The sequence below is a fragment of the Lysinibacillus sp. EB271-A1-10B genome (genome assembly GCF_058791335.1).
On record NZ_JBYTDL010000002.1, the window covers coordinates 203,714 to 228,809 of the forward strand.

The window sequence follows — 25,096 nt, forward strand, 5'->3', positions numbered from 1 at the left end:
ACATAAAAATAAATAAATAAATGTATTGTGTTTGATTTTTGCTAAATTTATTTAAAGAAATAGAAATGGAGAATATTTCTAGGAACAATCAAACAAAAACAAGAACAAATGTTTGTATTTCGATATTGACAATACTGTATATGGTTGGTAAAATTGTATCAACGGAGATGATAGCGGATGCTACATCTATACTAAAATTAATGGAAAATGGAGGAATATTACAATATGAGCGCACTTTTGGTATCATTTGAAGCAAATCTAGTAATAAAAGATAAAAGTCCAGAAGAGTTAGGTGAGTTGTTTGATGGAATGATACCGTCAAATGGACTCCATATAGAAAACATAAAAGGTAGAAGATTAGTAGTTGAATGTATGGACTCGCAATTTACAGAGATTTTAGAAATCGATGAAGATGGTGAAGAGGTAACTTTTTTAAATCGTAAACCAGAATTAAAATATTATCCTTCAACAAATAAAACTTTTAAAACTACTGATATAATTAGGATTAATGGGAAAGGCGATTACAGCATCATACTAACTCCTATGTTTGCATTTTTGTACAATAGTGAGTTGCAGATTACTATTGATATGGAAAATGTGAAAAATATCAATGATACGAAGCTATATTTAGAACAAAATTACCCAGAATACATAGTGCTTCGTAAGATTACCTAATTAAATTAAATAAATAATATTGTTTAATGTTAGGGTGTGGTATTGGTGGTGATTCTAATGTCGCACCTTGAAATTAATATATTAAAAAATACATAAAGGTTGTATTTAATGATTAAAAAATACAGTAAAAAACAATATGAAGATTTTGGATTATTTATTTCTCCCAATAGACGAGGAGAGGGTTTTAAAATAATAAGAGATGATGATGGGTGGATATTCGACAAAACGTATAAAGATAAACAGTCTGCACTAAATTGGATAGATGAAATGATTGAGATTATGGATAATTCTAAAGCAAAGTGGAAAGCAAATTCACAAAATACATAATAGAGGTAATGCATATGATTAAAATATATACTGACAGTGGTTATAAGGATGGAGCATCTACTCATCATTACTACGTCATGAAAGGAAACAAGAGAATTAAAAGAAGAACGTTTATTGGATTTGATGAGTCTTCAACTAAAACAGAAGCAACAACTATAGTCAAAGCTTTACAGATGGCATTAAAGAAAGGTTGGGAAGGTGTGACAATACATACAGATTCCTTAGTCACTGTATTTGGAGTTAAACATGGTAAGTTTAGCAATGAAGATTTTCGATACATATCTCATTTACTCAAAGTAACAAAATCAAACATAATGTGGAAGAACAGAGGACATTACCGAATTAAAAAAGCAGATACGGAATGTCGTAAGATGATGCAAACAAAATCAAGAAGATTAGTTTAAAATTACATATACATAAAGGTGAGAATGAAAATGAATAGTGATATTACAAATTTGAAAAATACATTTGATTCAATTATTAATGAGCATGATAAAGGGATACTTTTTAAGGATATTGATACTATGACATCTTGGATAGCAAGATGTGGCTGGCTCATAAAACAGATGGTAGATCTTAAAGTAGGGGCAGGCTTCGAGTATTTCAAGACTCAGAAAGAATTCAATCCACTCCAAGAGAATAATAAAGTAGGAGAAGGTGAAGAGACTGAATAAACTTAGCGAGTATAATGTAATTGGTAAGTGTGCAAATAAAGAATGTGCAAATGATTTAACTAGAAAAGATGAGTATCTGTTGGATGAACATAACTTATATTGTGATTCAATTTGTTACACTAAGTGCATGTTAAACGTAGGTGTAGTTAAAGAAATTAAATATTAAAATACATAAAATGTAAATTTTATATAAAAATTTTATACATAACAGAGGTAAAAAAGGATGAACTATAATAGATTTAACAGAAAGAAGATTGTTAAAGCAAGTAACGAAATTGAACTACATGAAAATATTTTAGAATGTAATGAGAACGGATGGGAAGTAGGTAGTGCTATGCAATATGTATCTAACGATAATCGACCATTCCAAATATTAATGGAATATGTAGGGATGTGAGCAACATAAACAAGAATCCTGAATTGCTAGGTGGTGCTATTGAATGAAATATTTAATTGTTAGAGTCTTGAAACCTTTTGGCTATTATGACGAGCATAAAGCAGGTGAAACATTTCCAATTCCAATTTCAGAAGTAACAGAACTGATACAAAAAGGATTAATTGAAATTGCGGTTAACAATAAGGGTAATAACGCTGATTATGATGAACCTAATGAAGAAAATCAGTGTGAGGAGATGATATTTTAAATGATTTCCTACCATTATCCAGATGAAGATCTAAACAAAATCTAAATAACAATCATGATTATGGTAGTTTCAGTAAAAGTGGAATATTATCGAAAGGAGCATTGCATGAAAGAGTTCGTAGTAAGAAGTATTTTGATATCAAGTTGTAGCCTGTTTTTCTGGGCTTGGTTTTGGTACTTCGTAAATTACCATAGTATATATGCAGTTATAGGTACATATCTAATAGGTGTTATCGGTGTCATTGTTGCTATTATCATTGATATCATTAAGTTAGATGCAATCGAAAGATGGGTTATTAAGCAAATTAATTAATAAAATACATAAAATAAACTTGAAATTAATTATTTGATAGATTAATATATACCTATCGAAGAAAACAAATAAATGAAAACTATAACATTCTCATTATAAATAAATAGTTGTTATGTAGCAAAAGTCGGTGATTAATTAATTAAATACATAATAATGAAATGGAGATGTTGATAATGTTTGAAGAGATAAAGCAGATAAGTAACGATTCCATAATAAACGATAAACTAAAACAAGCCATGATCGAGCAAATGAAAATAGGTTATCAAGAAATGGGAAAGCTAAGTCTTCAAATATCTAATGAATGGAACATCGCAGAAAATGAAGCTGAAACGATTAATGAAAAGATAATAAGTGAATGGTAAAGCAGGAGAACGTTACTTCAACAGCAAAAAAGGTAATATCTGTTGAAGTAGTCTGCTTCAATAATAAGATGTTTTTATTTAAGAATATACAAAAGAATTGAGGTGAAATTATGATAGATTTGTTAGACGAAATGCAATCCAATAGAAATAAATCTCAGCAATACATAATTACATACAAAGACAAAAAAACGCTTGAAGAATTATCTAAACTTGGTTCAATCACATATAAATCGGCAGTAATTAATATCTTATTTATTGATACAGATAAAAGTAAAAGAGAGTTAATGAATTTTGAAGGAGTTGTGAGCGTGACATTACCAAGAAAAGGTAGATTATTAAATAACAAAGAAAAATATTGATGATGACTAATCAAGTAAAGAAGAAAAATAAAAAAGGATGATATCATCCTTTAGGTTTAATATCAGTATTCTTATGGACACGTTCTAAAGCTTCTATATACTTTTTAGCAGTTTCTAACTCATCATCAGAAATACTGTTTATCAAATTCTTTAATGCACGATGCTCATCTAAATTAACTACTTTGGAATTTTGATTTTCAGACATACTTGATCAATCCTTTACAACTTATATAGTGATTATGTTAGCACTTTGTTTTAGTCTGTTTCAAATAAAACGATTGTTGAGTTTAAATAAATATTGAAAGGGGATTTTAAGGGTGGATAAACTAAAGGGCAAGCATATAGTTACTGTATATTTAAAAGGGGGACATATTATTGATGTAGAATGCGATGATTGGAAGTTTACAAGCAATCGTGACGGCTCATTTAGTGGATATAGTTTCAAGGGTATGAAAAAAGGTGAGGTAATTAGTTTCAGTATTCCAGACATAGTTGCATTCAAATCTGTTGCATTAAATTAAATACATAAAAAGGTGGATTAACTTATGAATGAGGAAACATGGGTTAATAAAAATAAAGAGGTTTTCATCAATTTGTTTAAAGCAGAAACGGAAAATGAAATTAAAAGATTGTTTATTAAGTTAAACACTATTGAATTTGCATGGTCAAATCAAAGTATTAAAATGTTAGATATAGTTAATCTATGGAATGAAACAGTGAATAAGAATCCTATAATGCCAAATAAATTGTTAGATTCTTATGCAATAGCATCTCTTACGGCTAGTTCAGGAAAATTTTCACTTGAAGATATGAATAGGTGGTTTCAAGAGTGATTACACATAAACGGAAAGATGGAACTGAAATAGGACTTTTTCTAAAATCATTATTACATCGGATAAGCACTGATAAAGTAAAACAGTATTTGTTAGAAAATAATATTACCGTTAATGAGAATAATGAATTGATTGATACATTAGAAAAGATAAAGATTCACCTCAACGCCTATAATGATAGAGAAGAGAAGGCAATGAAAACTGTTGAGTTTGCAGATATTTTAGCGGGTAAAAATAATAGAGTGAGCATGGTGGCATTGTTAGCAGATTAATAAAATACACGTTTTATAAAAAAGAGGAGTGATAGTATGGATAGTATATTAATTAAGGTAAATGATTTTAAAGTTAAATATAAACAAGCAGAACACAATTCAAATGTAGAAATTTATGTGGACGGTAATTTAAATGAGGATTCTCAGCACACATGGTACTTACGTGAATTATTAGATGAAGCAATTCGCTTAAAGAAACAGGTTAGTGAATGGCGCTCTGAGTATGAAAAGTTGGAATTAATAGCTAAGGATTATATTGATGAGCAAATTCTTGACGAGTTGTTAAATGAAGATTAAATAATATAATATAATATTTTTCTTTTATGAAAGGAGTACATAAGTGAATATAGAATATTTAAAAGAACAGATATGCAATATTGAATCTTTTCGTGATACATATAAAACATCAAGTACAGAAGATAAATATTTACATAATGAACTTTCTAAGGTAGTAAGAGTGATCAAGAGCAAAATTTGGAATGAAGAACATGATGAGTGGAATAAAAACAGATTAAAAACAGAAGTGATTGATGATATAGAAATTGTAATACCTGAATTTATGAACGGTTTTGGTGAGGCGTACCAATATAAATTAATTGATAGTCATTTATATGTAATCCCAACTAATTATAAAGAGGAAAAAGATGGTTCATTTCATCAATGGGCATATGTGTACATAAAGGAAAATGAGAATAAACATGTCAGACTTACAGTAAGCGTATTAGGTAACGATGAGTACGGAGATCGAATTTTTTCTGAAGCTGAGTTTTATAAGAAAATAGAAAGTGATTTTAGATATTCTAGTAAGAACTATGGTAAGAATGACAGATTCCCAGAGAAGTTTAGAAAACAAGTAGAAACAATTATTGTCGAATACAACAAACTAGAAGGAGTTAATGATTTTAACCCACTCAAAGGAGTCGGTAGCTGTGATTGAGTTAAATTACGCGAACGAAGACAAGTCATTAAGTAGTAGTGGTTGGCTAATTGATTATGACCAATTAGAAGATATATCAAATCAATTAGCCTCAATAGGGATTAATTGTGGTAAGGATGTAATTGAATCTGTTCTATTGATTGCTAATGGTGAATTGAACTTGTTGAAAAGAGTTCTAAAGGAATTAGAAATTTTCTAAATAATATTTCAGTTTTATTAAAACTATTTACTTGAAAGTTTTTGTAATAAAAAAGAAACTAAAACATTGGGAGGTTGTATATTATGACGAATCAAGAAAAATTAGATATTTTAAATAGCATGAAAGTAATTGACGAAGATTGCGGTGGAGGTGAAGTGGTATACGTACACGTTGAGTACAGTACAGAAAATATAGAAAAAATATCAAAGATTGTACCTGATGTTGATGAATATCTAAAAAATATCGGTGATCCAGATGGTACAAGAGAATATATTGACGTTGCTATTATGGCATTTGAACATGCTAATGCTGACTATTATCACAAAGGTAAATTTGTTATCTTCACAAAAGAGCAACTGCTAGAAATGTATGAAGATGAAAAGAGTAAACGTAGACAAGTTGAAAATGAATTGAAGAATTTCACTACGCAAACTAACTATGTGAAGATGCAAATTCAAGAAACATTAAAGGCTCTAGAATAGTATTTTATAATAATCACATTTTATAAAAATTGGAGGAAGATTTTTTGGATAAAAAACGTAAATACTTAGAGTTAATATTTCGTAGACAAGTATTAGCAGAGGCGCTAAAGAAAAGCGAAGAAACCATGCAACAAAAAGGAATGTTGCTTCTAATGAAGTCACTTGATCAGGATATTGAATTGAAAAACGAATTCAGTGGACTTCTCTTAAAAACTTGGATTAAAGAGATTGATGATGAAATCAAAGAACTTCAATTTGACTTTGATAGCTATTTATTAGAGGGAATTGATAAACAGTGCCAAGATAAGCTATATGAGATTATTGAGTTTTATAATAAAAATAAAGGGAGTGAAGCAGTGGATGCATAAATTTTATAAGGATTTAAAAGAGTTTATTTTTAATCAAGAGAAAGCAACTAAAAAGACACTCATTCCTTACTTTGAGACGTTATTACAATTAGAATCATATTCAGAAATGAAAGAGCTACTAAACAATTATCAAGGTAATGATTATACTATTGATTTTAATGAAGCTGATGAAGGTGATTATTACTCAAATGGATGGCTGGAGATTTATGGACAAAACAATACAATCTCTTATACAATTGAGTTATATATTGGCGATATCGAAGGTGGATGCTTACCAACGGTTTCTATTTTAAAAGAAGTAAAAATGTTAAAGTATGAATTTCAAGGACATGAAAGCGATCTATCGGCACTAGAAGAGAAGTGGCTTACAGAACACGAAAAGGAATTATTACATAAGAAAAAGTTGGAAAAGGTAAACATTATAGAGGCAAAGATTGAACAATTACAAAAAGAATTAACTGTAGTAAAATCACAGCTTAAAAATTAAATAATAAAATACATAAAATACACTTGAAATATAAAATTGAGATGTTATAATAAATATATAAGTTAAGAGAGGGAGTGATTACGATGGTCAGGAGATTGACTGTTACAGAAGAACAGGAAATTTTAAACGAACTAGATTATATGAATGATCAAAAAGAATTTACTCGTGATAATGCTGTTTGGTGTAATAAGACAATCAAGAAACTGCTACTGGAACTACATTTTATAAGAAATGAGATTGTTAGTAAATAAATTACATAAAAGAAAGGTGATAGAATGATTGAACCTCCTTTAGAGGATAATGAAGTACAGATCACATCACAACATAGAATTGCTATAGATAAGACGAACTTTGCAGTAATGAAACGTTATGAGAAAAAGGTTTCCAGAGGGAAAAATGCTGAAGGTAGTGGAGAATTTGGCTACAACAAGCAAGGTGCAAGTTACTATGGAAACCTAAATATTCTAGGTAAACGATTAATCGAAAAAGAATTCCTTGAAAATTTAAGTGAGCAAGATTTAAGTAAGGTTGAAGATCTGAAAGAAGCGATTGATAAAGCTTTAGTGCATATTGATAAGGTTGGGAAAGAAGTGACTGAACATCTTAATGAGCACATCACAGTTGATTTAGGAGAATCTACGAAGGGTAAAGGGCGTAGGAAAGTAAAAGGTGTAGAAATTGCTGATGATGAAGAGATTGATGACGGTGATGCTGATTGACCATACGATATGTTGGAATTGACCCATCATCAATGACAGGTTTTTTCATACAGGATGAAAAAGGTAAGATTATAGTTGAAACTGATTTATTTTATACATACAGAAAAGACCCAGAAAGAATGATTTACATTGCTGAAGAAATAATCAAGAAATTAAACATAGAAACAGACATCATTTGTATTGAAAACTTTAGTTACAATTCAGTTGGACAAGGGATCGATTATCAATTTGGAGTCGGTTGGATAATAAGAGAACATCTTCATAGAGCAGGATTCAATTATTATGATGTAAGTCCAAGTGGATTGAAGAAGTTTGCAACTGGTAATGGTAGAGCTTCAAAGAAATTGATGGTGACACCTATTGAAAAGCGATGGAGTTACAAACATCCAAGTGATAACGTTACCGATGCATTTGTTTTATCAGAGATTGCCAAAGCCATTGATAAAGGCATTGAATATGAAGGATTGAAATTGCACGAAAAGCAAGTGATCAAAGTTGTAAAAGATGGAATAATGAACAAAGAGCAGTGGAAAGAAATTAAACCTCCACCTTGGATGAATCCAAGAAGTAAATATTACTTCAAGCGTGAAGGTTTGGATGAAGAAAAACAAGCAAAATAAATAATGTAATACATAATAAAAAACTATCGAACCTTGAGTGATGTAAATAATTAAAATTTATACATATAAAGGTGAAATATTAAACAATCGCATGTTCTCAAGTAATGAGTTTCGCCAAAGCTTATTACAGTGTTCTCAAAATAAAATCCTAATATTATTAAACTTTAGTTAGGTACATTGTGATCGGTTCGATAGTTAAGTGATAAAATACATAATTGAAATGGAGAGATTTATTAATATGGCAAAAACTACTCATGGATTACCAGAAACAAAAGGATTCTTCCGTTTACGTGGACTTGTAACAGGATTGAAAAAAGAGGATGCATTAAAGTCACATACGTTTACATCAGGATCAGAAAAAAATACTGCAAAATTCGGTGTAAAAGTTGACCAAGAATCGATTGTATTTATTAATGCAGAAGGGTTTAAAACAAAGGAAGCTCACTTGTTCAAACAGTCTGAAGTTAAAGGAGAAAAATCACAGAAAAAAATCGTACCTTGGGATGATCGATACAATCACGAAGAGGAAGGGTTTAAGGTTATTGGTACTCGCTTAGGATTAGAGAAAGATGAGAAAGGTAAAAATATCATCTCTACATTTGCTCAATACGATGCACCTGAAGCTTTAATTAGCGGTTTAAGCGACGATACTTCAATTTATGTACAAGGTAAAATTGAGTATTCTTCATTTAAAAATCGTGATGGTGATGCTATTCGTAACAAAAAGTTGCTTGCTGATGCAGTATTCTTAAACTCTAAGGATATTGATTTTGAAGAAGATGGGTTTGAATCACTATCAGACTTTAAGCAAACTATTGTATTCATCGGAATTGAAAAAGCAGAAAGTGGAGATAAGTTCTTAGTTGAAGCAAAGATCATTACTCAAAACTCAATCGAAAATGCAGAGTTTGTAATTTATGAAAAGTCTCTAGCAAATATGATTAAGAAGAATTTAAAGCCATACACATCTATTGATGTTAGTGGGAAAATTATTAATAAGGCTGACGTAGAAGAAGTAAAAGAAACTGACTCTTGGGGTAAAACAAACTCATTTGATCGAGCAAATACATCTTACACTCGTGAGTATGTAATTGAAGGTGCTAACCCAGAAACGATTGACGTTGAAACGTATACTCAATCAATTGTAGATGAAGCATTAGAAAAACTGAATGCTGAAGGTCAACAAAAGTCATCTAACAATTGGGGTAAGCAAGATTCAAATGGTGATAAAAAAGAAGTAGGAGAAGACGAATTACCTTGGTAGTAGCTAATTAATACATAACATTGTACAAAATAAATGAAATGAAAAATACATAATTTAGAGGAGAGTAATTTATTCATGGCAAAAGCTAAACGTGGAAGTACAGTAAAAAAAGGTTTGAAATTCTTTAACTTTGGTGAAGCAGGAACTTGGAAGTCAACATTTGCATTAGACTTCATGAAGATGACAAGTGAAAATGGTAAGCCATTGCGTGTATTATATATCGACTGCGAAGCAGGTAGCGTAGATAACTACTTAGAATCATTAGAAGGACAAGGAATTAATTTAGACAACTTATTGTTAGTCTATACTACATCTTACTCAGAAGTTGAAGAGTGGGCACAAAAAGCAATGCAAGAAGAGACGCTTTATATTGAGGATGATGAAGGAAATCTAGAAGAGGTGTTTGACGCTGATGGAAATCCATTCGTTGCAGACGTAATTGTAGTAGACGGTATTACTGTAATTAGCGATAATGTAAAATTTGCGGCAATTAACGTATCTGAAAAACGTGCTAAGTTAAAAGCTAAATCTCAAGATAAGACAGCAACAGAGCAATTTGTAGCAGAATCTACAGCAGGATTAGAATTTAAAGATCACGATAAAATCAAAATGAAAGGTAAGAACTTGTTACGAAGCCTTATTACTGGTACAGATAAATATGTAGTAGTAACTTCTCGTGAGAAAACTAAGAAGCAAATGGTTGATGTTGATGGAAAAATGCAATTAGTTGAGGTTGGCAAAGTTCCTGATACATGGGATGGAGTTGAATATGAATTCTTTACAGTATTACGTCATTTTGAAGATGATATGGGTCAAATCAAAGCGCAAGTAATGCGTAAAGATAGAACTCAAGTTTATGCTCAAAATGTTGTAATTGATGATCCATCGCCTCTACTATGGCAAGAGGTAATTGATAAAAACAAAGGTAAAAAATCAAATGTAGTTGGAAATAGCATGTCAGACTCAATAAAAAAAGACGAAGATTTGTTATCTGAGACAATGACAAATCAAAAAGAAAAAGTTCAAGGAGAGGTAATCAAAGAAGTTACTGTTGATGGTTTACGTGATGAAATTGGAAAATTAATTTCTGCCTTAACTCCACTGAAAAAGAAATCATTAGGTGCAAAAATTAAGGCTTCTGGATTAGATACTGATTTTAATCAAATTGAAGCTATACCAGACTTAGAGAAATTCTTGAAATTAGTTAAAGAATAGTACATATAACATCAGGGGATTGAATTTTTTCTTTCCCCTTATTTTATAAAATGAGGTGTAACTATTATGAAATACAAGTGTAATTCATGCGATACAAAAAAATTAAAAGAGTTAAAGTTGCAAGGATTAGATAGAGACAGTGATGGAAAGCTAATAAGATTACAGTCAATCGATACTGAAAAAGATTCATACTTAAAAATAAATAATAGGTATTACCATGAGGAGTGTTTTAAAAATGAATTAAATAAGAAAGGCAAGATGTCTAAGCAAGAAATAGAAAGAATGATCATTGGTTATCAATTAGAGCAACATAAAGATAAACAATTAGCAGAATCTAAAAATAGATTTTATGAATGGATCAAAGAGCATTATCAAGTTACGTTGCCAAATTATTATTGTATGAGGATCGATAAGATTACACAGGGAAAAGATGAAAAGGTTTATGGCTCTATTTCATACGATGAGTTTCTAGAGATGTATTCTATGTTGGTTAATTACTTAGCTAAACAGACATTAAATAAAAAATTCAAAAACACTTCCCAGAGAATGAATTATGAGTTAGCAATTGTTATTAGTAAATATGAAGACTACAAGAACTACAAAGAAAGACTAGAAGAAAAAAATCATCAGGTAGTTGATATTAAATCTAAAATTGAATCATCTAATAAGTTTAATCAGGTAGTTGAAAAAGCCAGAAAGGATGCTGAAGATTTTAGAGTAGCAGACATTCATGATGAATTGATTTAGGAGGAAACAGATGGTTGAGAAAAGAAAAGATAATGACTATGCGTCTGAAGCATTACTAGTTGGTTCATTATATAAGAATGTAGATTTATACATAGAATATGCAGATTTAATTAAATCAAAATATGATTTTCATGATGAAGAGCTTAGATACTTGTATGATATGTTCGAGTTGTTTTATATGACATTTTCACAAGAAATGAACGAGTCAAAGTTTACAATTTTTATGAATCAGGATAGTGAACGAGCTAAGAGATATAAGGATATAGGCGGTTGGCGAACAATTGAGTATCAAATGAGCCTAGCTGATGATAAAGATGTTGACAAGTATTTTGATACAGTAAAAAAGTATTCACTAATTCGTGAATTTACTAGAAAAAACTTCCCAACAGACAAGATGTTACAGCATCCGAAGTTTCCTCAAATGAAGGCAGAGGATATTATTAGTACAATGCGTTATGCAGTGGATAATATTAATACAGTAATCGGTGGCGGTAAACAAGCAACTTTATTGGGTAGTAAGTTTAAAGATAAATTAGAGTCATGGAAACAAACTCCAGATATTGGACATCCATTGCCTTTCCCTAAATGGGATGAATACTTTAGAGGATTACGTAAAAAGAAAGTACTCGTTGATGGTATGTTATCGAATGAAGGTAAAAGTAGACGTATGGCAAAGGTTGTTAACTTCATTGGTGTATTAAAACGAGTTCCTGTCTTAGTTTTAGTTAATGAGCAAGACGAAGATGAGTGGTATGCCATGCAAGCATCAACAGTCTGTAATAATTATGAGTTTAACTTCTTAAATTCGAATCATGATAACAAGGAGTCACTAACTAATATCACTGAGTCAGATATATTAAATGGTGTCTACGAATCAGAAGATCAATATCACTTAATTACTGAGATTGTTGGAGAGTGGATCAAAGAAAATACAAGAGTTTATTTTTTGGAACTAAATAAATATTCAGATGAAGATTTACAACGTGAAATCAAAAAGCACGTATTAGGGTTAGGCGTAGAAGTAATTTATTACGATACATTAAAAGGGTACAAGGGTGATCAGTGGGAAACAGTAAAGCAGACAACGACAATGATTAAGAATGTTTGCGGAGAAATGAATGTAGCAGGATATTGTACGATTCAATTAACCGATGAGACTCATAATATTGATATCTTTGATTTAAACTCTAATAACATAGCTAACGCCAAGCAGTTATACCATGTAGTTGATCACATGATTCTGGAGAAACGATTAAATCCGAATGATTATCATAAATATAGAATCACTAACGAATGGGGTACATATGAATTAGATAAAAACAAAACATACTATGGACAAAAAATAGCGAAAAATAGGGGTACAGGTAAGGGGACTGTCTTAGTTACAGAGGTTAATTTAGATAGAAATACATGGTATGAAGTAGGCTTTCTAACTAAGGTATTTAAACCGAAGAACGATAAATAACTTTATGTGTAATTGAGGTGAATACTTTGGATGCTTTAGATTTAAAAGAAAGGATTATTGATGATGATAAAATTAGATTAATCCTAGAAGAATTAGGTATGCATTCAATAGAATCAAACAGCAGGTATTATTCTTGTGGTATGCCTGACGGAGACAACCAAAACTCTACTGTTGTATATAAAGATAATTTAAAAGTAGATGCATATACAAGAAATATAAAAGATGCATATGGTAACAGCGACATTATCTCACTAGTGTCATTTGTGAATGAAAGCTACTTTTCTGACAGCTTAAAATGGATATGTGATGTTTGTAACTATGATTATTACGAAAAGCAAAAACCAAAATCAAAATTAGCATCATGGACTAGAGATATGATGAGAATAAAAAATAGGGAAAAAGATTCTGTTGATGAACATCTTGAACCTATAGACGAAGGTATCCTAGACTATTACGGATTGTATGTAACAGACTTATTTAAAAATGATGGAATAGGGTATTATACACAAGAAGAGTTTGAGCTTGGTTATGATATAGAATCAAATATGATCACCATTCCGATTCGAGATGAATTAGGTAATTTAGTGGGAATCAAAGGAAGACTAAATAGAAAAGATGTGCTTCCACATGAGAATAAATACATATACTTACACCCTTGTGCTAAAACAAAAATTTTATATGGGTTAGACAAGGCAAAACATCATATTTTAAAACATAAAGAAGTGATAGTGCTAGAGGCTGAAAAGGGGGTTCAGCAATTATGGGACAAAGGGATAAAGAATGCAGTCGCTATTGGCGGTCACAAACTATCAAAAACGCAAGTAAAGAAATTAACTTTGTTAGGCGTAAGGATTGTTATAGCTTATGACAGAGGCGCAGAGATAGGTAGAGGTGGACTTGTAGATAAAAACTTCTATCCAGATGAATTTGATAAGTTTATGAAAAATCAAGAGCTGTATTGTATCTATGATACCAAAGGTTTACTCAAAGATAAGGAAAGTCCTAGTGATAATTTTGATAACTGGTGTAAACTCTATGAAGAGAAAAGAAAGGTGAGAGGTTGATTGTTTAAATACAAACTAATAGGAGACAATGATTACATATTTGATATTATTGGTACACTCTCACAAAACAGAGGCGTATCAAACCTCCACGACTACCTTGATTTAGATAAATCAGTCACTCAAGATTGGAGAATATTAAAGAATATACATAAAGTTAAAGATACAATTGTTAAACATATTGATAATGGTTCAAAAATACATATAGTAGTAGACTCAGATGCAGATGGTTATACCAGTGCATCGATATTGTATCAATATTTGAAATTACAAAATGAAGAATTAGATATTACTTATCACATTCATGATAAAAAAACACATGGCATTGCTGATGTAAATGATGCCTTAGATATTGATCTACTGTTAATTCCAGATGCGTCATCAAATGAAGAAGATGATCATAAACGATTTTACGAAAAAGGCATAGATGTAGTGGTAATTGATCACCATGAAATTGACTGTGAAGAAAGTAAATATGCTACAATTGTTAATCCATACTTAAACAATGAAGGTAACTTGTCATTAAGTGGTGCAGGAATTGTTTATAAAGTATGTCAGGCATTAGATGATTATTACGATACTGAGTTTGCAGACTACTTCTTAGATTTAGTGGCAGTAGGGAACATTGCAGATATGATGTCTCTAAAAGAATTGGAGACTCGCTACTTAATTAATGATGGTTTATTAAATATTAATAATTCATTTCTGCAAGCATTAATAACTAAACAAGACTACTCAATGAAGAGCAAACTAAACCCAACCACAATAGGATTTTATATTGCGCCACTTATAAATGCCGTTACTCGCATTGGCACATTTAAGGAAAGAGAGGATATGTTTAAGGCTTTTATCGAACATAAAGAGCTTGTTGAATACAAGCCTAGAGGAAAAGATAAATCAGAACTAGTTCCTTTTATAAGTGATTTCGCAAGGCAATGTGTAAACATAAAGTCTCGACAAGATAGAGCAAAGAACAAAATGGTTGAAAGTATTATGGAAAACGCTAATGTTAATGAAAGCGATAAGATTATTTTGTTAAAAGACATGAATATTGATAACGGTTCGAAAGGTTTAATTGCCAATCAATTAGCAAGTAAATTTATGAAGCCCATCATTATTGTTGATTTTAACGAAAAAGAAGGTTTATATACTGGCAGTGGACGTAGTTATGGTGGATTTGATGAATTAAGAGATATTTTAAATGATAGCAAACATATTGAATATGCTAAGGGGCATGGATCTGCATTTGGAATAGGGATTAGCAAAGAAAACATTAAAGATGTTACATCACATTTAAACAAACTATTGTCTAAAGTTGATTTTAGCAAAAAGTATAAGGTTGATTTTTTAGTACCTTTAAAGTCAATGAATTCATCTATTATTGAGGAGATTAGCGAGTTGTCACCTATATGGGGAAAAGACATCGTTGAGCCGAAAATTGTAGTTAATGATTTTAAATTGAATGATGTAAACCTTGAAGTTATTGGATCTAAATTAGATACGATTCAGATGCAACGTGGAAATATTACATACATAATGTTTAAGCAGAATGAAGAAGTTATTTTAAAATTAAAAAATACAAAAGAGATTGAAATTGTAGGAACGTGCAATGTTAATACGTATAAATGGATCAAACAATATCAATTTATTATTGATGATATAAATATTATTAAATAATGGAGGTTATAACTTGAACAACTATACTATATATCACCTTCATAGTGATATTTCAAATCTAACCGCAGGTACAGGGGCAGACAGTATAACGAAATTTACTGATTACCTTGATAAGGCACAAGAGCTTGGAATGAACTCAATAGCATTTTCAGAACATGGGAGTGTAATGAATTGGGTGAAAAAGAAACAAGAAGTAGAAAAACGAGGGCTAAAGTATATCCATGCCAATGAAATTTATTTAACTAAAGGGATAGGAGTAGAAGAGGTAAAAGGAAAAGATAAATTAATCCTTCAACGTGATAACTATCATTTTATGACCATTGCTAAGAATTATGAAGGCGTAAAAGAATTAAATGATTTGACTTCAAAATCCTTTAATCGTGAAGATGGACATTTCTATTACAACCCACGTTTAACATTTGATGATTTAAAGAGTACATCTGATAACATCATTATGACATCTGCCTGTTTAGCTTCGCCTATTTGGAGATTATATAACAATGCATATGAAGTTATAGGTGGAAACAAAGTAATTAAAGATAGTAGTTTACATATTGAATACGAAGAGTTGATGCAATGGTTTATTCAGAATAAACATAGAATGTTTTTTGAGGTGCAATATCATACGCATCCAGAGCAAGTTAAGTTTAATCAAATGTTATCACAACTATCTAAAGAGACTGGAATACCGTTAATAGCAGGAACGGATACACACTGTTTGGATAAAATTCATGCAAAAGGTCGTGAAACGCTTCTTAAAGCAAAGGGTGCTAGTTATGGTGATGAGGATCAATTTGACTTAACAATGAAATCATTTGATGAGCTAGTAGAGATGTTTGAAGTTCAAGGTGCTTTATCACGCAATGAATACTTAGAGGCTATTGAAAATACAAATGCGATGTCAAATATGATAGATGTTTTTGAATTAGATAGAAAGCCTAAGTATCCTAAGTTGTATGAAAATCCAATTGAAGTGTTTAAAAGTAGAATAAACGATGGATTTGTAAAGCGTGGGTTTAATAAGTTACCCAGAGAAGAGAGAGAGGTGTACTTAGACCGTGTGCATGAAGAATTTGATACATACGAAAAGCTAGATGCTGTTGATTACATGTTATTGCAGACTAACATTATTGAATGGTGTCATGAAAATGATATTTATCAGGGATATGGTCGTGGTTCTGTAAATGGATCATTGATTGCTTACTTGTTGGGTGTTACTGAAATGGATAGTGTTAAGCATAACTTAAACTTCTTCCGTTTCTTAAACCCAGATCGAGTTTCCATGCCAGATATCGATGTCGATTTTGAGCCATCGCGTAGGCAAGACGTTATAGATTATTTAGCATCTATTGATGGTATCGATTTTGCAGAAATTATCACATTTAATACTATAGCAACTAAAGGAGCTATTCGAGATGTGTCTCGTGCTTTAAACATTCCTTTAAATGAAGTTGATGAAATATCTAAAGCTGTAGATAGCAACACATTAGACAGATATCGAAGTAAGTACAAAGAGCTGTTTGAATATGTTGATCTACTAGAAGGCACTATTGTTTCAATGGGTAGTCATCCATCAGGATTTGTAGTTTCTCCTATTGACTTGAACAGCAATATATCAACTATTTATACAAAAGAAAGTAAGTATAAGGTAACTGCAATCAACATGAAGGAATTAGACGGTCAATCATACGTAAAGCTTGATATTTTAGGGCTTGATAATATCGAGATAATAAATGAGACTTGTAAATTAGCTAATATTGAGCGACTTACACCAGATAATATTAATGTGAATGATATGGATGTTTGGAGATCGCTCCGTGATTCTACTCTTGGTGTGTTCCAATTTGAATCGGATACTGCGTTTGATTATGTACAACAGTTATTTAGTGACAAGACATTATCGAATATAAAGAACGACATTGGTGAAATTGATTATATCAGCTTGCTAAGTTTAGCCAATGGTGCAATCAGACCGGCAGGTGATTCTTATAGAAGTAAATTATCGAATGGTATTACAAATGATAATGGACACGCATCATTAAATGAATTCCTTAAATCAAATTTAGGCTATTTAGTTTTCCAAGAAGACATTATGCGATTCTTAACTGATTTCTGTAATCACTCAGGTTCCGAATCTGACAGTGTTAGACGTGGGTTAAGTAAGAAAGAGGGAACAGAACAGTTTCTGCCAAAGATCAGAGAAGGATTTTTAGAAATAATGACATCTCAGTATGGTGAAACAATTGAAAAATCAGAAGAAATACTACAGAGCTTCTTAAAGGTAATCGAGGATGCTTCAGATTACGGATTTTCTCTAAACCACTCTCAACCATATTCTTTTATTGGTTATGTATGTGCATATTTAAGATACCATTATCCACATGAATTTATAACAACCATACTAAATGTACGTGAAGATAAGATGGATAAGAGTGCAAAAGTAATTGCTTATGCTAAACAAAGAGGAATTAAAATTAAGCCAATCAAGTTCGGAAAGTCTAAGTCTAAGTATGAATATAGCAGTAGTGATAAGTCTATATATAAAGGGTTAAAATCTATCAAATACATTAATGATAATATATCTGAAGAACTGTTTGAGTTAGCACAATCAAAAAAACATACAGATTTCTTAGAATTATTAATTGATATAACAGAAAATACATCCGTTAATACTAGACAGCTCAATATTCTTATTCGATTAGGGTTCTTTAGTGAGTTTGGAAATAGCCGATACTTAGAGCTAATAGCAGAAAAATTCAATGATCGATATAAGAAAACTCATAAAGACAATACAAAATCTAAAAGGATTGAAGAGGTACAGGAGTTTATTTCAACTTTAATTAACATCAATGACTATTCAATCAATGAAAAAATAATGTTTGAAGTTGAGGTGCTAGGGTATCCGCAAAGTGTAGATGAGGCTTTCGACAAATCGTTTGCTGTAATTTCAGATATAGAAACTCGTTATTCACCAACCATAAAGCTATATATTGTTAACAATGGTAGTGAGGTCGAGGTCAAAGTTAATAAGAAATTATTCACTGATAATAAAGGCAATCCACTTTTAATTAAAGGAGACTTAATAAAGGTATTAAAAGTTGAGCGTAGACCTAAACAGCAATTGCTTAACGGTAAATGGACGCCAACTGATGTTATGCAAAACTGGTTATCAGCATGGGAACTAACTAAAAAGGCTTGATAATTAATAAAATACATAAAATAATTTAAATAAAAATTAAATATTATTAAAAAGGGAGATGTTAGTTATGTTAAAAGAAGCTAAATTACTCGGAGAATTGACAAATAAAAGTGGAGAATTGATTGGGATATCATTAAAGGGAGTCAAAAAAGCTATAAAGAATCATGTCGTTAATCGGATCAACTTCTTAGAGACAGCAGTAAAGTATGCTAATAAAACAACTTCAAAGAATAGAATTAAGAAAGAGCTTATATACTTAAATACACAACTAAATGAGATGAATTTGAGCGATAAAATGAGTGAGTATCTAGATTTAGCTAATGAGTTCGCCAAAACAGGAACTAAATAAAAGAAAATATTATTTAAAAACAGGAGGAAATAGAGATGGAATTAAAGCTAAATATTCCTTTTGAAAAGAAAGGTGAAGGAATTGAACGTACTGAAACGCTAGTGTTATCAAGGTATTCCGAGCATAAAGAGTTCATCTATATTGATTTTGGAGAATATGAAGCAATTTTACTCGCAGAGGACGTTTTGGAACAAATTAAGTCGTTTTTACTTTAAATAATATTCATCTTTTATTTAAAAAAACATAAGAAGAGGAGATAAAATGCATACAGTATCTTACACAAAAGAAGAATTACGAGCGATATTAATCCAATTAGGTGGTCGCATAGATGATTTAAAAGAGCTTCAAGTCAAGGCAGGTAAAAATGGTGATGTGTCAAGAGTATTAGAATTAGAGAACTTTATGAAACCTATTCTAAGTGGAAAAGAAAAAATGGAAAAAGAATTATATAAATAATACTAAAGTAAAATGGAGGAATTAAATTATGGGAGTAGATGCAAGTTATTTATACGGTTATGGTGCTGAGGTAAGTAAAATTGAATGGGATTTAGACTATTTACGAGAAAAATATAAAAATAAATTAGAAGAAAAAGTAGATGTCAGATATGATCATCGACCAACATGGAAAGTATTCATTTCTAGTATGGAAGAAGCTATTGAAGATGAAGATTACAGTTTAATCACTGAGCATCTAGAAGATATCGATTATTTACTTGACATCAATTATGACGATGAAAACTATTTAACATTTGATCATACTCATATTGCTAAATTGTATCCAGACACTAAATTAAAAGATTTAGATGAGGTTGCAAAGCAATACGCTAAAGAATTAGGCATTAAAAATGTAGAAGTAATTGAATGGATTGAATGGGGTTATTTTAGCTAAATAAAACACGCATTTTACTTAATTAAATACATAAAAAGAGAGGTTGATTGTATAATTTGAAATATTTAGGAAGTAAAAATAAAATAGCAAAGCACTTAAAGCCTGTGATTGAGTCATACATAACAGATGAACATGAATGGTATATTGAACCTTTTGTTGGCGGAGCTAATATGGTTGATAAAATTAGCTTTGATAAAAAAGTAGGTTCTGACATTAATGAATATTTAATTGAGTTATTAAAATACATACAAGATCCAATCAATGAATTACCATTTGAGATTACAGAAGAAGAGTATAATAAAGTGAAAAATAATAAAGATGATTATCCTAAATGGTACGTTGGATTAGTTGGGTTCTGTGCAACATTTGGCGCAAAGTGGTTTGGTGGTTATGCTAGAGGGTTTAAATCGGATAAAGTTACCCCTAGAAATATGAGTAATGAAGCTATTAGAAACTTAGAGAATCAAAGGAAATATTTACAAGGAATTAAATTTATACATAGAAGTTTTGATGAATATGGCGATGTAAAGAATGCTGTTATTTATTGTGATATTCCTTATCGAGATACCACTAAATACAATAAAGAGACATTCCCTTATGATAAGTTTTATAAATGGTGTAGAGAAATGAAAGCCAAAGGAAATAAGGTACTGGTAAGTGAGTATAATATGCCAAGTGATTTTGAATGTATTTGGGAAAAGGAACATACAACCACAGTTTCATTGGGCGATAAAAAGCATGATAAAAGAATTGAACGTTTATACATATTGAAATAAAGAATACATAATTAAATAAAATCACACTATTATAAAAAAGAAACGGAGAGATTCATTATGAAAAAGGATATCGTAACAATTTATTTACGCTCAGGACAAACTATAGAAGTGGTATGCAATGATTGGACTTTCGAGAAAGATAATTTAACATCGTTTTCTAGTTATTCATTTGAAGGATTATTAGATGGGCATTACATTACATTACATTTCATTAGATGTAAAAGAAATAGTTGGTTATTATATTAAACCATTAGTAGAAAACTATTGATAAAAGATTAGTATTATCAAATACATAAAAGGAGATGAATTGATGAAAGGTAGTCTGAAATTAGAACACGAAAGAAGTAATGGTGGCTCATCTGTATCGATACCAGTTAGTAATAATGGGACTTACATTTCTTTAATTAAAGTTGAGAATGGTCTTGTGGATAATCCTACTATCAGTTTTATTAATAGTGAAACATACAATGAAATTTCAACAATAGTCAGGAATCATGATTCATTTGTAAAAGATGAAATGAAAAGATACATTTCTGATCATCCTGATAAAACAATTGGAGTATTCGATAAGAGTGTAAAATATAAAGTTGAAGAAGTGGAAATTCCTGAATTAGAAGGTCATATTCCAGACAATCAATTTATTGGAATGATAGATAAAGTGACAGTAAATCATAAAATGGTCACTAGTAGGTTCAGTTCAGGTAAAAATTAATGTGAGTAATTTTAAAACTAAATAAATTTTATAAAATAAATTACATAATTGGAGTTGAGTCTTATGCATGATTGGGAAACATTAACTGAACAAACTGTATGGGAACATTATAAGAAGGTTGAAGCCGAAAATTTTCACCTCAAGAAACAACTCGTTAATAAGAATAGGGAGATTAAACAACTTAAACGTGTGATCAGTACATGGAAAGTAAAGTTTGAAAAGCTTACTGAAAATCGTAAGCCAAAGTATAAGAATACAATTAGAAGAAAATAAGGAGATGGATAGATGTCGAGTATCAAATTACTACTTAAAGATATTCATGGAGAAACTGTAGAAGAAGACACTATTACATTATCAAATGATGATACCTTACTTGTTAATTATCCTAAAGAAATGTCATTAGAAATAGCTCGTAAAGTGTATGAAAATATTAAAAAGTCATTAGAGAACGGATCAAAATTTTTAATGATTCCAGAAGGTATTACGTTGAAAGTATTAAATAAAATAAATGTAGAGGAGAATGATTAATATGAATAACTTTTTAATGGACGTATTGGATTTAAAAGTATTTGATGAGTGTGGAAAGTTTGTAACAAAACTTAATAAAGCTACTGAAGGTAAATTAGTACATAACGAAGAAGTTGGATCGTATTTTGCCATTAACATTGTAAATTTTGATATTGATCTAATTAAGGCTATTGGAGAGGTTGTACAAAATGATAATTTATCAGATTTCGAAAAAGAACTAACCCCTAGAACAACAAAGATTAAATTTAAATCAGCATATTCTAGTAAGAGTATAAAGAAATTTAAATTAATTGCTGAAGGAAATTTATACAATGAAAACCAAGAAGTTTCTCATGCTTATAAATTAGTAATTAACAATGCATCATTAACTTCTGGATTCAATATGGATGTAAATAATTTGGGTATCAGTGAATTTACTCATGTATTTAGAATCGATGTAGATGATAATGGGGATAGCTTTGAATTAGAGTTAGAGGAAAATAAGTAGTAAATATATTAGGAATATGGTTAAAGTCTTCGTATATTATCATATTCCTAATATAGAATTTAGATAAAATGACAATATTATCGAAAGGATTGATAACATGTATATCTACAGTTTATCTAGTGGGGAATATGAGGATTACCATCAAGTATTACTAATGCATGAAAAGCATTTTCCAAACATTAAATTTGCTGTTATGCATAATCAAGTTGTTGGTGAGAACGTTCCAATGGACAAAGAGGATATTGTTAAAGGTATGATTGAAAAATTTGGATTTAAAAAAGTTGAAATAAACTCTGAGATCATGACTGGATATGTAACAGGAGAAAAAATAAATCTATTAGAAGTTGATAATGAGAAAGATTACATAATGGTTTAAATAATGAAAATACATAAGAGGAATGGAGAAAAGTACTAATGACAATTTTACAAAATGCTTATAACGCATATTTAACAACGAAATATGAGAAGGAAATTAATGAATTTAAAGAATTAGCTTTAACGGTTATCGACAATGCTGAAAGTGAATTGAAAGAAACTTTATATGAAAGCTCAGTAATCTTAAATCACAAAGAACGTTCAAAGAGAGTGTCCAATGATTTGCTTCATTTAATTGAAATTAAGAAGCTAATCAATAGCACTCCTTTAGAAATTGAAAGTAGACTATTTAATAAACAATATATTAACATACTGGTAAATGAGTATCAAAAGCTGAATAGCTTAATTGTAAAAGGTGAAACAGTTACAATTGATGAAAATAAATACAAATGGGATTTGACTAATGACGGTGCAGTAAGAAAGCTTGAAGGTGAAATTGATCATGGGATTGACTGTTGTAAAGATAAATTAACGGAATTTGTTAGATTGCCTCAAGGTTTAGAAGTTTTCATTAATATTAATGATTCCCATAACAAAGAGGACATTAAAAAAATTTCTGATACTATCATGAATAGTCTTAAGAAAAACAAAGGTGTACACATTTAAATAATATTTTGATTTTATAAAATATAATAAGCAGAAAAGAGGTAAATATTTATGAAAAAAGAAGAGAAATTTAAAATTAATATCACTGGAAATTCAACATTTACACTAGACATTTTAAATCAATATAAACTGAAGGTTTCTCCACGAGTAAAAATTGAATCGATTGCAATTGACATTACTTCTCCTAATGACGCTCCAACGTATATCACTTTATTAGGGAAATACTTAAATCAAAACAATACATATGTAAATACATTAAATATTAAAGATTTCAACTTTACGGAGTTAGCAGATTTAGTTATAACTATGATAAAACTGTATAGACCAACGAGTATTAAATTAGATACTAATGGTATTGGGCGTGGGCTTCTTGATTATTTAATGATTGAATTGAAGAAGGATAACATTCAATATGAGGATAACGGATTACTTACATATGAATATAAAGAAAAAGAAGAATCTAACTTAAACTATAAGAAAGTAAAAGACTTACTTGATTTTTCAATTGAATACAAGATGTTAGCAATGTTAGGAAGTGACTGTTTACGTGGATACGGTAAGAGCAAAGCGTTAGATGAAAAAGCAAATGAATTAGGAGTTAGGGTAATTCGCAAATATTGGAATGATCTTAGTGATAATACAGTTATTACCTCAGAACTACAGACTGGAAGATTTAAATTTGGTACTCAATTTCTAGTAGATGAGTGTGTTTCTTATGAGGATATTAAACGTATTGAGAAACAAGGCTATTTAGTTATTGGTGGATTTCACAAAATTAAATAATAGTTTGCTTTTAAAAAAATAAATATAAAAAGGATGGTAATTAATTATGAAAAACATTTTAGTAATTGCAGAAAATTCAAACGTGATTGATGAAGTAACAAAACAAGTGAAATTAAGTGTACCTTTAGTTAAATTACTTCAAATCAATAGCAGTAAATATGAAGCAGAAATAACTGGTACAGACTTCAAAATCAAAGTAGTTTTAAAGGGTAAATTAATTGATGCATTTGTATATGATGAGGTTTATCAATTTACATTTAATTCATTGTTAGAAATACAATTATTCGGTGTAGTAGAAGCAATGACAAAGGAATTATCACCAAAAGAATCTACACCGACAATTTTCGGACAACACATATCTAAAATTGAAAGTGAAAATCCTGTAGAAATCAAGAAAGAATTTGATATTAATACTATTCCATTAAAATTACTTACTAATATAACTAATCAATTATCTAATAAGGAAATCGATAGCATTCTGACAACAATTAGAAATATCAATGAAGATGGATTCTATTCAACAAGTAAAGAGGGTTCGGAATTATTACGTATTGAAAATTTACTTGAAGAAAGAATTACTAAAAGTTTAAATGGTGGGGATTACAAGACTATAGAAAGTAGCGTTCGATTACTTCAAAGAATTATAGATGGTTATCGTAAAGTTAGTCTATCTAGCAGTATTGAATGATGAGA

At 30.2% G+C, this 25,096-nt stretch carries 42 protein-coding genes; 41 read left to right on the forward strand and 1 reads right to left on the reverse strand.

Features of this window, described 5'->3' with window-relative positions; genetic code table 11:
* Positions 1-225 precede the first annotated feature (225 nt).
* The 9 genes from AC3WSK_RS03980 to AC3WSK_RS04020 all read left to right on the forward strand — a co-directional run bounded on the left by AC3WSK_RS03980 (position 226) and on the right by AC3WSK_RS04020 (position 3,353).
* Complete coding sequence (locus tag AC3WSK_RS03980; protein WP_492534918.1) at positions 226-675, forward strand: hypothetical protein; 450 nt, start codon at positions 226-228, stop codon at positions 673-675.
* A 108-nt stretch (positions 676-783) separates the two neighbouring features.
* Complete coding sequence (locus AC3WSK_RS03985) at positions 784-1,002, forward strand: hypothetical protein (RefSeq protein WP_492534920.1); 219 nt, start codon at positions 784-786, stop codon at positions 1,000-1,002.
* Positions 1,003-1,016: 14 nt separating this feature from the next.
* Positions 1,017-1,406, forward strand: a complete 390-nt coding sequence (locus tag AC3WSK_RS03990; RefSeq protein ID WP_492534921.1) for a hypothetical protein — start codon at positions 1,017-1,019, stop codon at positions 1,404-1,406.
* A gap of 30 nt (positions 1,407-1,436) precedes the next feature.
* A complete protein-coding gene (locus AC3WSK_RS03995; protein ID WP_492534922.1) occupies positions 1,437-1,676 on the forward strand; it encodes a hypothetical protein in 240 nt (79 codons plus the stop codon).
* Positions 1,677-1,899: 223 nt separating this feature from the next.
* Positions 1,900-2,073 carry a hypothetical protein gene (locus AC3WSK_RS04000; RefSeq protein ID WP_492534924.1) on the forward strand — a complete coding sequence of 58 codons (174 nt, stop codon included), beginning with the start codon at positions 1,900-1,902 and terminating at the stop codon, positions 2,071-2,073.
* 43 nt (positions 2,074-2,116) lie between these two features.
* The gene (locus tag AC3WSK_RS04005; protein ID WP_492534925.1) at positions 2,117-2,320 is read left to right on the forward strand and encodes a hypothetical protein; all 204 of its coding nucleotides are present in this window, start codon (positions 2,117-2,119) and stop codon (positions 2,318-2,320) included.
* Between the two features lie 78 nt (positions 2,321-2,398).
* Positions 2,399-2,632: a hypothetical protein gene (locus tag AC3WSK_RS04010; RefSeq protein WP_492534927.1), complete on the forward strand. Its 234-nt coding sequence runs from the start codon at positions 2,399-2,401 to the stop codon at positions 2,630-2,632.
* A gap of 173 nt (positions 2,633-2,805) precedes the next feature.
* Entirely contained in the window at positions 2,806-2,994 is a 189-nt protein-coding gene (locus AC3WSK_RS04015; protein WP_492534928.1) for a hypothetical protein, read from the forward strand.
* Positions 2,995-3,104: 110 nt separating this feature from the next.
* A complete protein-coding gene (locus AC3WSK_RS04020; RefSeq protein ID WP_492534930.1) occupies positions 3,105-3,353 on the forward strand; it encodes a hypothetical protein in 249 nt (82 codons plus the stop codon).
* Between the two features lie 43 nt (positions 3,354-3,396).
* On the opposite strand, the gene AC3WSK_RS04025 is transcribed toward AC3WSK_RS04020, so the two are convergent.
* Positions 3,397-3,558, reverse strand: a complete 162-nt coding sequence (locus AC3WSK_RS04025) for a hypothetical protein (RefSeq protein ID WP_492534932.1) — start codon at positions 3,556-3,558, stop codon at positions 3,397-3,399.
* Positions 3,559-3,670: 112 nt separating this feature from the next.
* Between AC3WSK_RS04025 and AC3WSK_RS04030 the strand changes: the two genes are divergently transcribed.
* The 32 genes from AC3WSK_RS04030 to AC3WSK_RS04185 all read left to right on the forward strand — a co-directional run bounded on the left by AC3WSK_RS04030 (position 3,671) and on the right by AC3WSK_RS04185 (position 25,091).
* The gene (locus AC3WSK_RS04030) at positions 3,671-3,874 is read left to right on the forward strand and encodes a hypothetical protein (RefSeq protein ID WP_492534933.1); all 204 of its coding nucleotides are present in this window, start codon (positions 3,671-3,673) and stop codon (positions 3,872-3,874) included.
* Between the two features lie 24 nt (positions 3,875-3,898).
* On the forward strand, positions 3,899-4,186 hold the full coding sequence (locus AC3WSK_RS04035) for a hypothetical protein (protein WP_492534935.1): 288 nt from the start codon (positions 3,899-3,901) through the stop codon (positions 4,184-4,186).
* Positions 4,183-4,458, forward strand: a complete 276-nt coding sequence (locus tag AC3WSK_RS04040; RefSeq protein WP_492534937.1) for a hypothetical protein — start codon at positions 4,183-4,185, stop codon at positions 4,456-4,458. The genes AC3WSK_RS04035 and AC3WSK_RS04040 overlap by 4 nt, the downstream gene beginning before the upstream one ends.
* Before the next feature lie 36 nt (positions 4,459-4,494).
* Positions 4,495-4,755, forward strand: coding sequence for a hypothetical protein (locus AC3WSK_RS04045; protein ID WP_492534939.1), 261 nt, complete (start codon positions 4,495-4,497; stop codon positions 4,753-4,755).
* Between the two features lie 43 nt (positions 4,756-4,798).
* Positions 4,799-5,395, forward strand: coding sequence for a hypothetical protein (locus AC3WSK_RS04050; RefSeq protein ID WP_492534940.1), 597 nt, complete (start codon positions 4,799-4,801; stop codon positions 5,393-5,395).
* Positions 5,388-5,594 (forward strand): hypothetical protein, encoded by a 207-nt coding sequence (locus AC3WSK_RS04055; protein ID WP_492534942.1) that lies wholly within the window; start codon positions 5,388-5,390, stop codon positions 5,592-5,594. The genes AC3WSK_RS04050 and AC3WSK_RS04055 overlap by 8 nt, the downstream gene beginning before the upstream one ends.
* Positions 5,595-5,677: 83 nt before the next feature.
* A complete protein-coding gene (locus AC3WSK_RS04060) occupies positions 5,678-6,076 on the forward strand; it encodes a hypothetical protein (RefSeq protein WP_492534944.1) in 399 nt (132 codons plus the stop codon).
* A gap of 44 nt (positions 6,077-6,120) precedes the next feature.
* A complete protein-coding gene (locus tag AC3WSK_RS04065) occupies positions 6,121-6,444 on the forward strand; it encodes a hypothetical protein (protein ID WP_492534946.1) in 324 nt (107 codons plus the stop codon).
* Positions 6,437-6,931, forward strand: a complete 495-nt coding sequence (locus tag AC3WSK_RS04070) for a hypothetical protein (RefSeq protein ID WP_492534948.1) — start codon at positions 6,437-6,439, stop codon at positions 6,929-6,931. Before AC3WSK_RS04065 ends, AC3WSK_RS04070 begins: the two co-directional genes overlap by 8 nt.
* A gap of 83 nt (positions 6,932-7,014) precedes the next feature.
* Positions 7,015-7,182, forward strand: coding sequence for a hypothetical protein (locus AC3WSK_RS04075; protein ID WP_492534949.1), 168 nt, complete (start codon positions 7,015-7,017; stop codon positions 7,180-7,182).
* Between the two features lie 24 nt (positions 7,183-7,206).
* A complete protein-coding gene (locus AC3WSK_RS04080; protein WP_492534951.1) occupies positions 7,207-7,650 on the forward strand; it encodes a hypothetical protein in 444 nt (147 codons plus the stop codon).
* Complete coding sequence (locus tag AC3WSK_RS04085; RefSeq protein ID WP_492534953.1) at positions 7,647-8,270, forward strand: hypothetical protein; 624 nt, start codon at positions 7,647-7,649, stop codon at positions 8,268-8,270. Before AC3WSK_RS04080 ends, AC3WSK_RS04085 begins: the two co-directional genes overlap by 4 nt.
* A gap of 238 nt (positions 8,271-8,508) precedes the next feature.
* Positions 8,509-9,534, forward strand: a complete 1,026-nt coding sequence (locus tag AC3WSK_RS04090) for a hypothetical protein (protein ID WP_492534955.1) — start codon at positions 8,509-8,511, stop codon at positions 9,532-9,534.
* A 75-nt stretch (positions 9,535-9,609) separates the two neighbouring features.
* Complete coding sequence (locus AC3WSK_RS04095; RefSeq protein ID WP_492534957.1) at positions 9,610-10,749, forward strand: hypothetical protein; 1,140 nt, start codon at positions 9,610-9,612, stop codon at positions 10,747-10,749.
* Positions 10,750-10,815: 66 nt separating this feature from the next.
* Positions 10,816-11,496, forward strand: coding sequence for a hypothetical protein (locus AC3WSK_RS04100; protein ID WP_492534959.1), 681 nt, complete (start codon positions 10,816-10,818; stop codon positions 11,494-11,496).
* Between the two features lie 10 nt (positions 11,497-11,506).
* On the forward strand, positions 11,507-12,961 hold the full coding sequence (locus tag AC3WSK_RS04105; protein WP_492534960.1) for a hypothetical protein: 1,455 nt from the start codon (positions 11,507-11,509) through the stop codon (positions 12,959-12,961).
* A 26-nt stretch (positions 12,962-12,987) separates the two neighbouring features.
* Positions 12,988-14,025, forward strand: coding sequence for a hypothetical protein (locus AC3WSK_RS04110; RefSeq protein ID WP_492534962.1), 1,038 nt, complete (start codon positions 12,988-12,990; stop codon positions 14,023-14,025).
* Positions 14,026-15,699: a DHH family phosphoesterase gene (locus tag AC3WSK_RS04115; RefSeq protein ID WP_492534964.1), complete on the forward strand. Its 1,674-nt coding sequence runs from the start codon at positions 14,026-14,028 to the stop codon at positions 15,697-15,699.
* Between the two features lie 13 nt (positions 15,700-15,712).
* Positions 15,713-18,898 carry a DNA polymerase III subunit alpha gene (dnaE, locus tag AC3WSK_RS04120; RefSeq protein WP_492412576.1) on the forward strand — a complete coding sequence of 1,062 codons (3,186 nt, stop codon included), beginning with the start codon at positions 15,713-15,715 and terminating at the stop codon, positions 18,896-18,898.
* 67 nt (positions 18,899-18,965) lie between these two features.
* The gene (locus AC3WSK_RS04125; protein WP_492412578.1) at positions 18,966-19,247 is read left to right on the forward strand and encodes a hypothetical protein; all 282 of its coding nucleotides are present in this window, start codon (positions 18,966-18,968) and stop codon (positions 19,245-19,247) included.
* A gap of 35 nt (positions 19,248-19,282) precedes the next feature.
* Positions 19,283-19,462 carry a hypothetical protein gene (locus AC3WSK_RS04130; protein ID WP_492412580.1) on the forward strand — a complete coding sequence of 60 codons (180 nt, stop codon included), beginning with the start codon at positions 19,283-19,285 and terminating at the stop codon, positions 19,460-19,462.
* 46 nt (positions 19,463-19,508) lie between these two features.
* On the forward strand, positions 19,509-19,703 hold the full coding sequence (locus AC3WSK_RS04135) for a hypothetical protein (RefSeq protein ID WP_492412582.1): 195 nt from the start codon (positions 19,509-19,511) through the stop codon (positions 19,701-19,703).
* A 28-nt stretch (positions 19,704-19,731) separates the two neighbouring features.
* On the forward strand, positions 19,732-20,136 hold the full coding sequence (locus AC3WSK_RS04140; RefSeq protein ID WP_492412584.1) for a hypothetical protein: 405 nt from the start codon (positions 19,732-19,734) through the stop codon (positions 20,134-20,136).
* A 56-nt stretch (positions 20,137-20,192) separates the two neighbouring features.
* Entirely contained in the window at positions 20,193-20,912 is a 720-nt protein-coding gene (locus AC3WSK_RS04145) for a DNA adenine methylase (RefSeq protein ID WP_492412586.1), read from the forward strand.
* A 310-nt stretch (positions 20,913-21,222) separates the two neighbouring features.
* Positions 21,223-21,624, forward strand: a complete 402-nt coding sequence (locus AC3WSK_RS04150; protein ID WP_492412588.1) for a hypothetical protein — start codon at positions 21,223-21,225, stop codon at positions 21,622-21,624.
* Between the two features lie 63 nt (positions 21,625-21,687).
* Complete coding sequence (locus AC3WSK_RS04155) at positions 21,688-21,897, forward strand: hypothetical protein (RefSeq protein WP_492412590.1); 210 nt, start codon at positions 21,688-21,690, stop codon at positions 21,895-21,897.
* Positions 21,898-21,909: 12 nt separating this feature from the next.
* A complete protein-coding gene (locus AC3WSK_RS04160; protein ID WP_492412592.1) occupies positions 21,910-22,152 on the forward strand; it encodes a hypothetical protein in 243 nt (80 codons plus the stop codon).
* 1 nt (position 22,153) lies between these two features.
* Complete coding sequence (locus tag AC3WSK_RS04165) at positions 22,154-22,639, forward strand: hypothetical protein (protein WP_492412594.1); 486 nt, start codon at positions 22,154-22,156, stop codon at positions 22,637-22,639.
* Positions 22,640-22,736: 97 nt separating this feature from the next.
* A complete protein-coding gene (locus AC3WSK_RS04170; RefSeq protein ID WP_492412596.1) occupies positions 22,737-23,015 on the forward strand; it encodes a hypothetical protein in 279 nt (92 codons plus the stop codon).
* 38 nt (positions 23,016-23,053) lie between these two features.
* Positions 23,054-23,620 (forward strand): hypothetical protein, encoded by a 567-nt coding sequence (locus tag AC3WSK_RS04175; protein WP_492412598.1) that lies wholly within the window; start codon positions 23,054-23,056, stop codon positions 23,618-23,620.
* Positions 23,621-23,671: 51 nt separating this feature from the next.
* The gene (locus AC3WSK_RS04180; protein ID WP_492412600.1) at positions 23,672-24,403 is read left to right on the forward strand and encodes a hypothetical protein; all 732 of its coding nucleotides are present in this window, start codon (positions 23,672-23,674) and stop codon (positions 24,401-24,403) included.
* Positions 24,404-24,449: 46 nt separating this feature from the next.
* On the forward strand, positions 24,450-25,091 hold the full coding sequence (locus AC3WSK_RS04185) for a hypothetical protein (RefSeq protein WP_492412602.1): 642 nt from the start codon (positions 24,450-24,452) through the stop codon (positions 25,089-25,091).
* Positions 25,092-25,096: the final 5 nt, after the last annotated feature.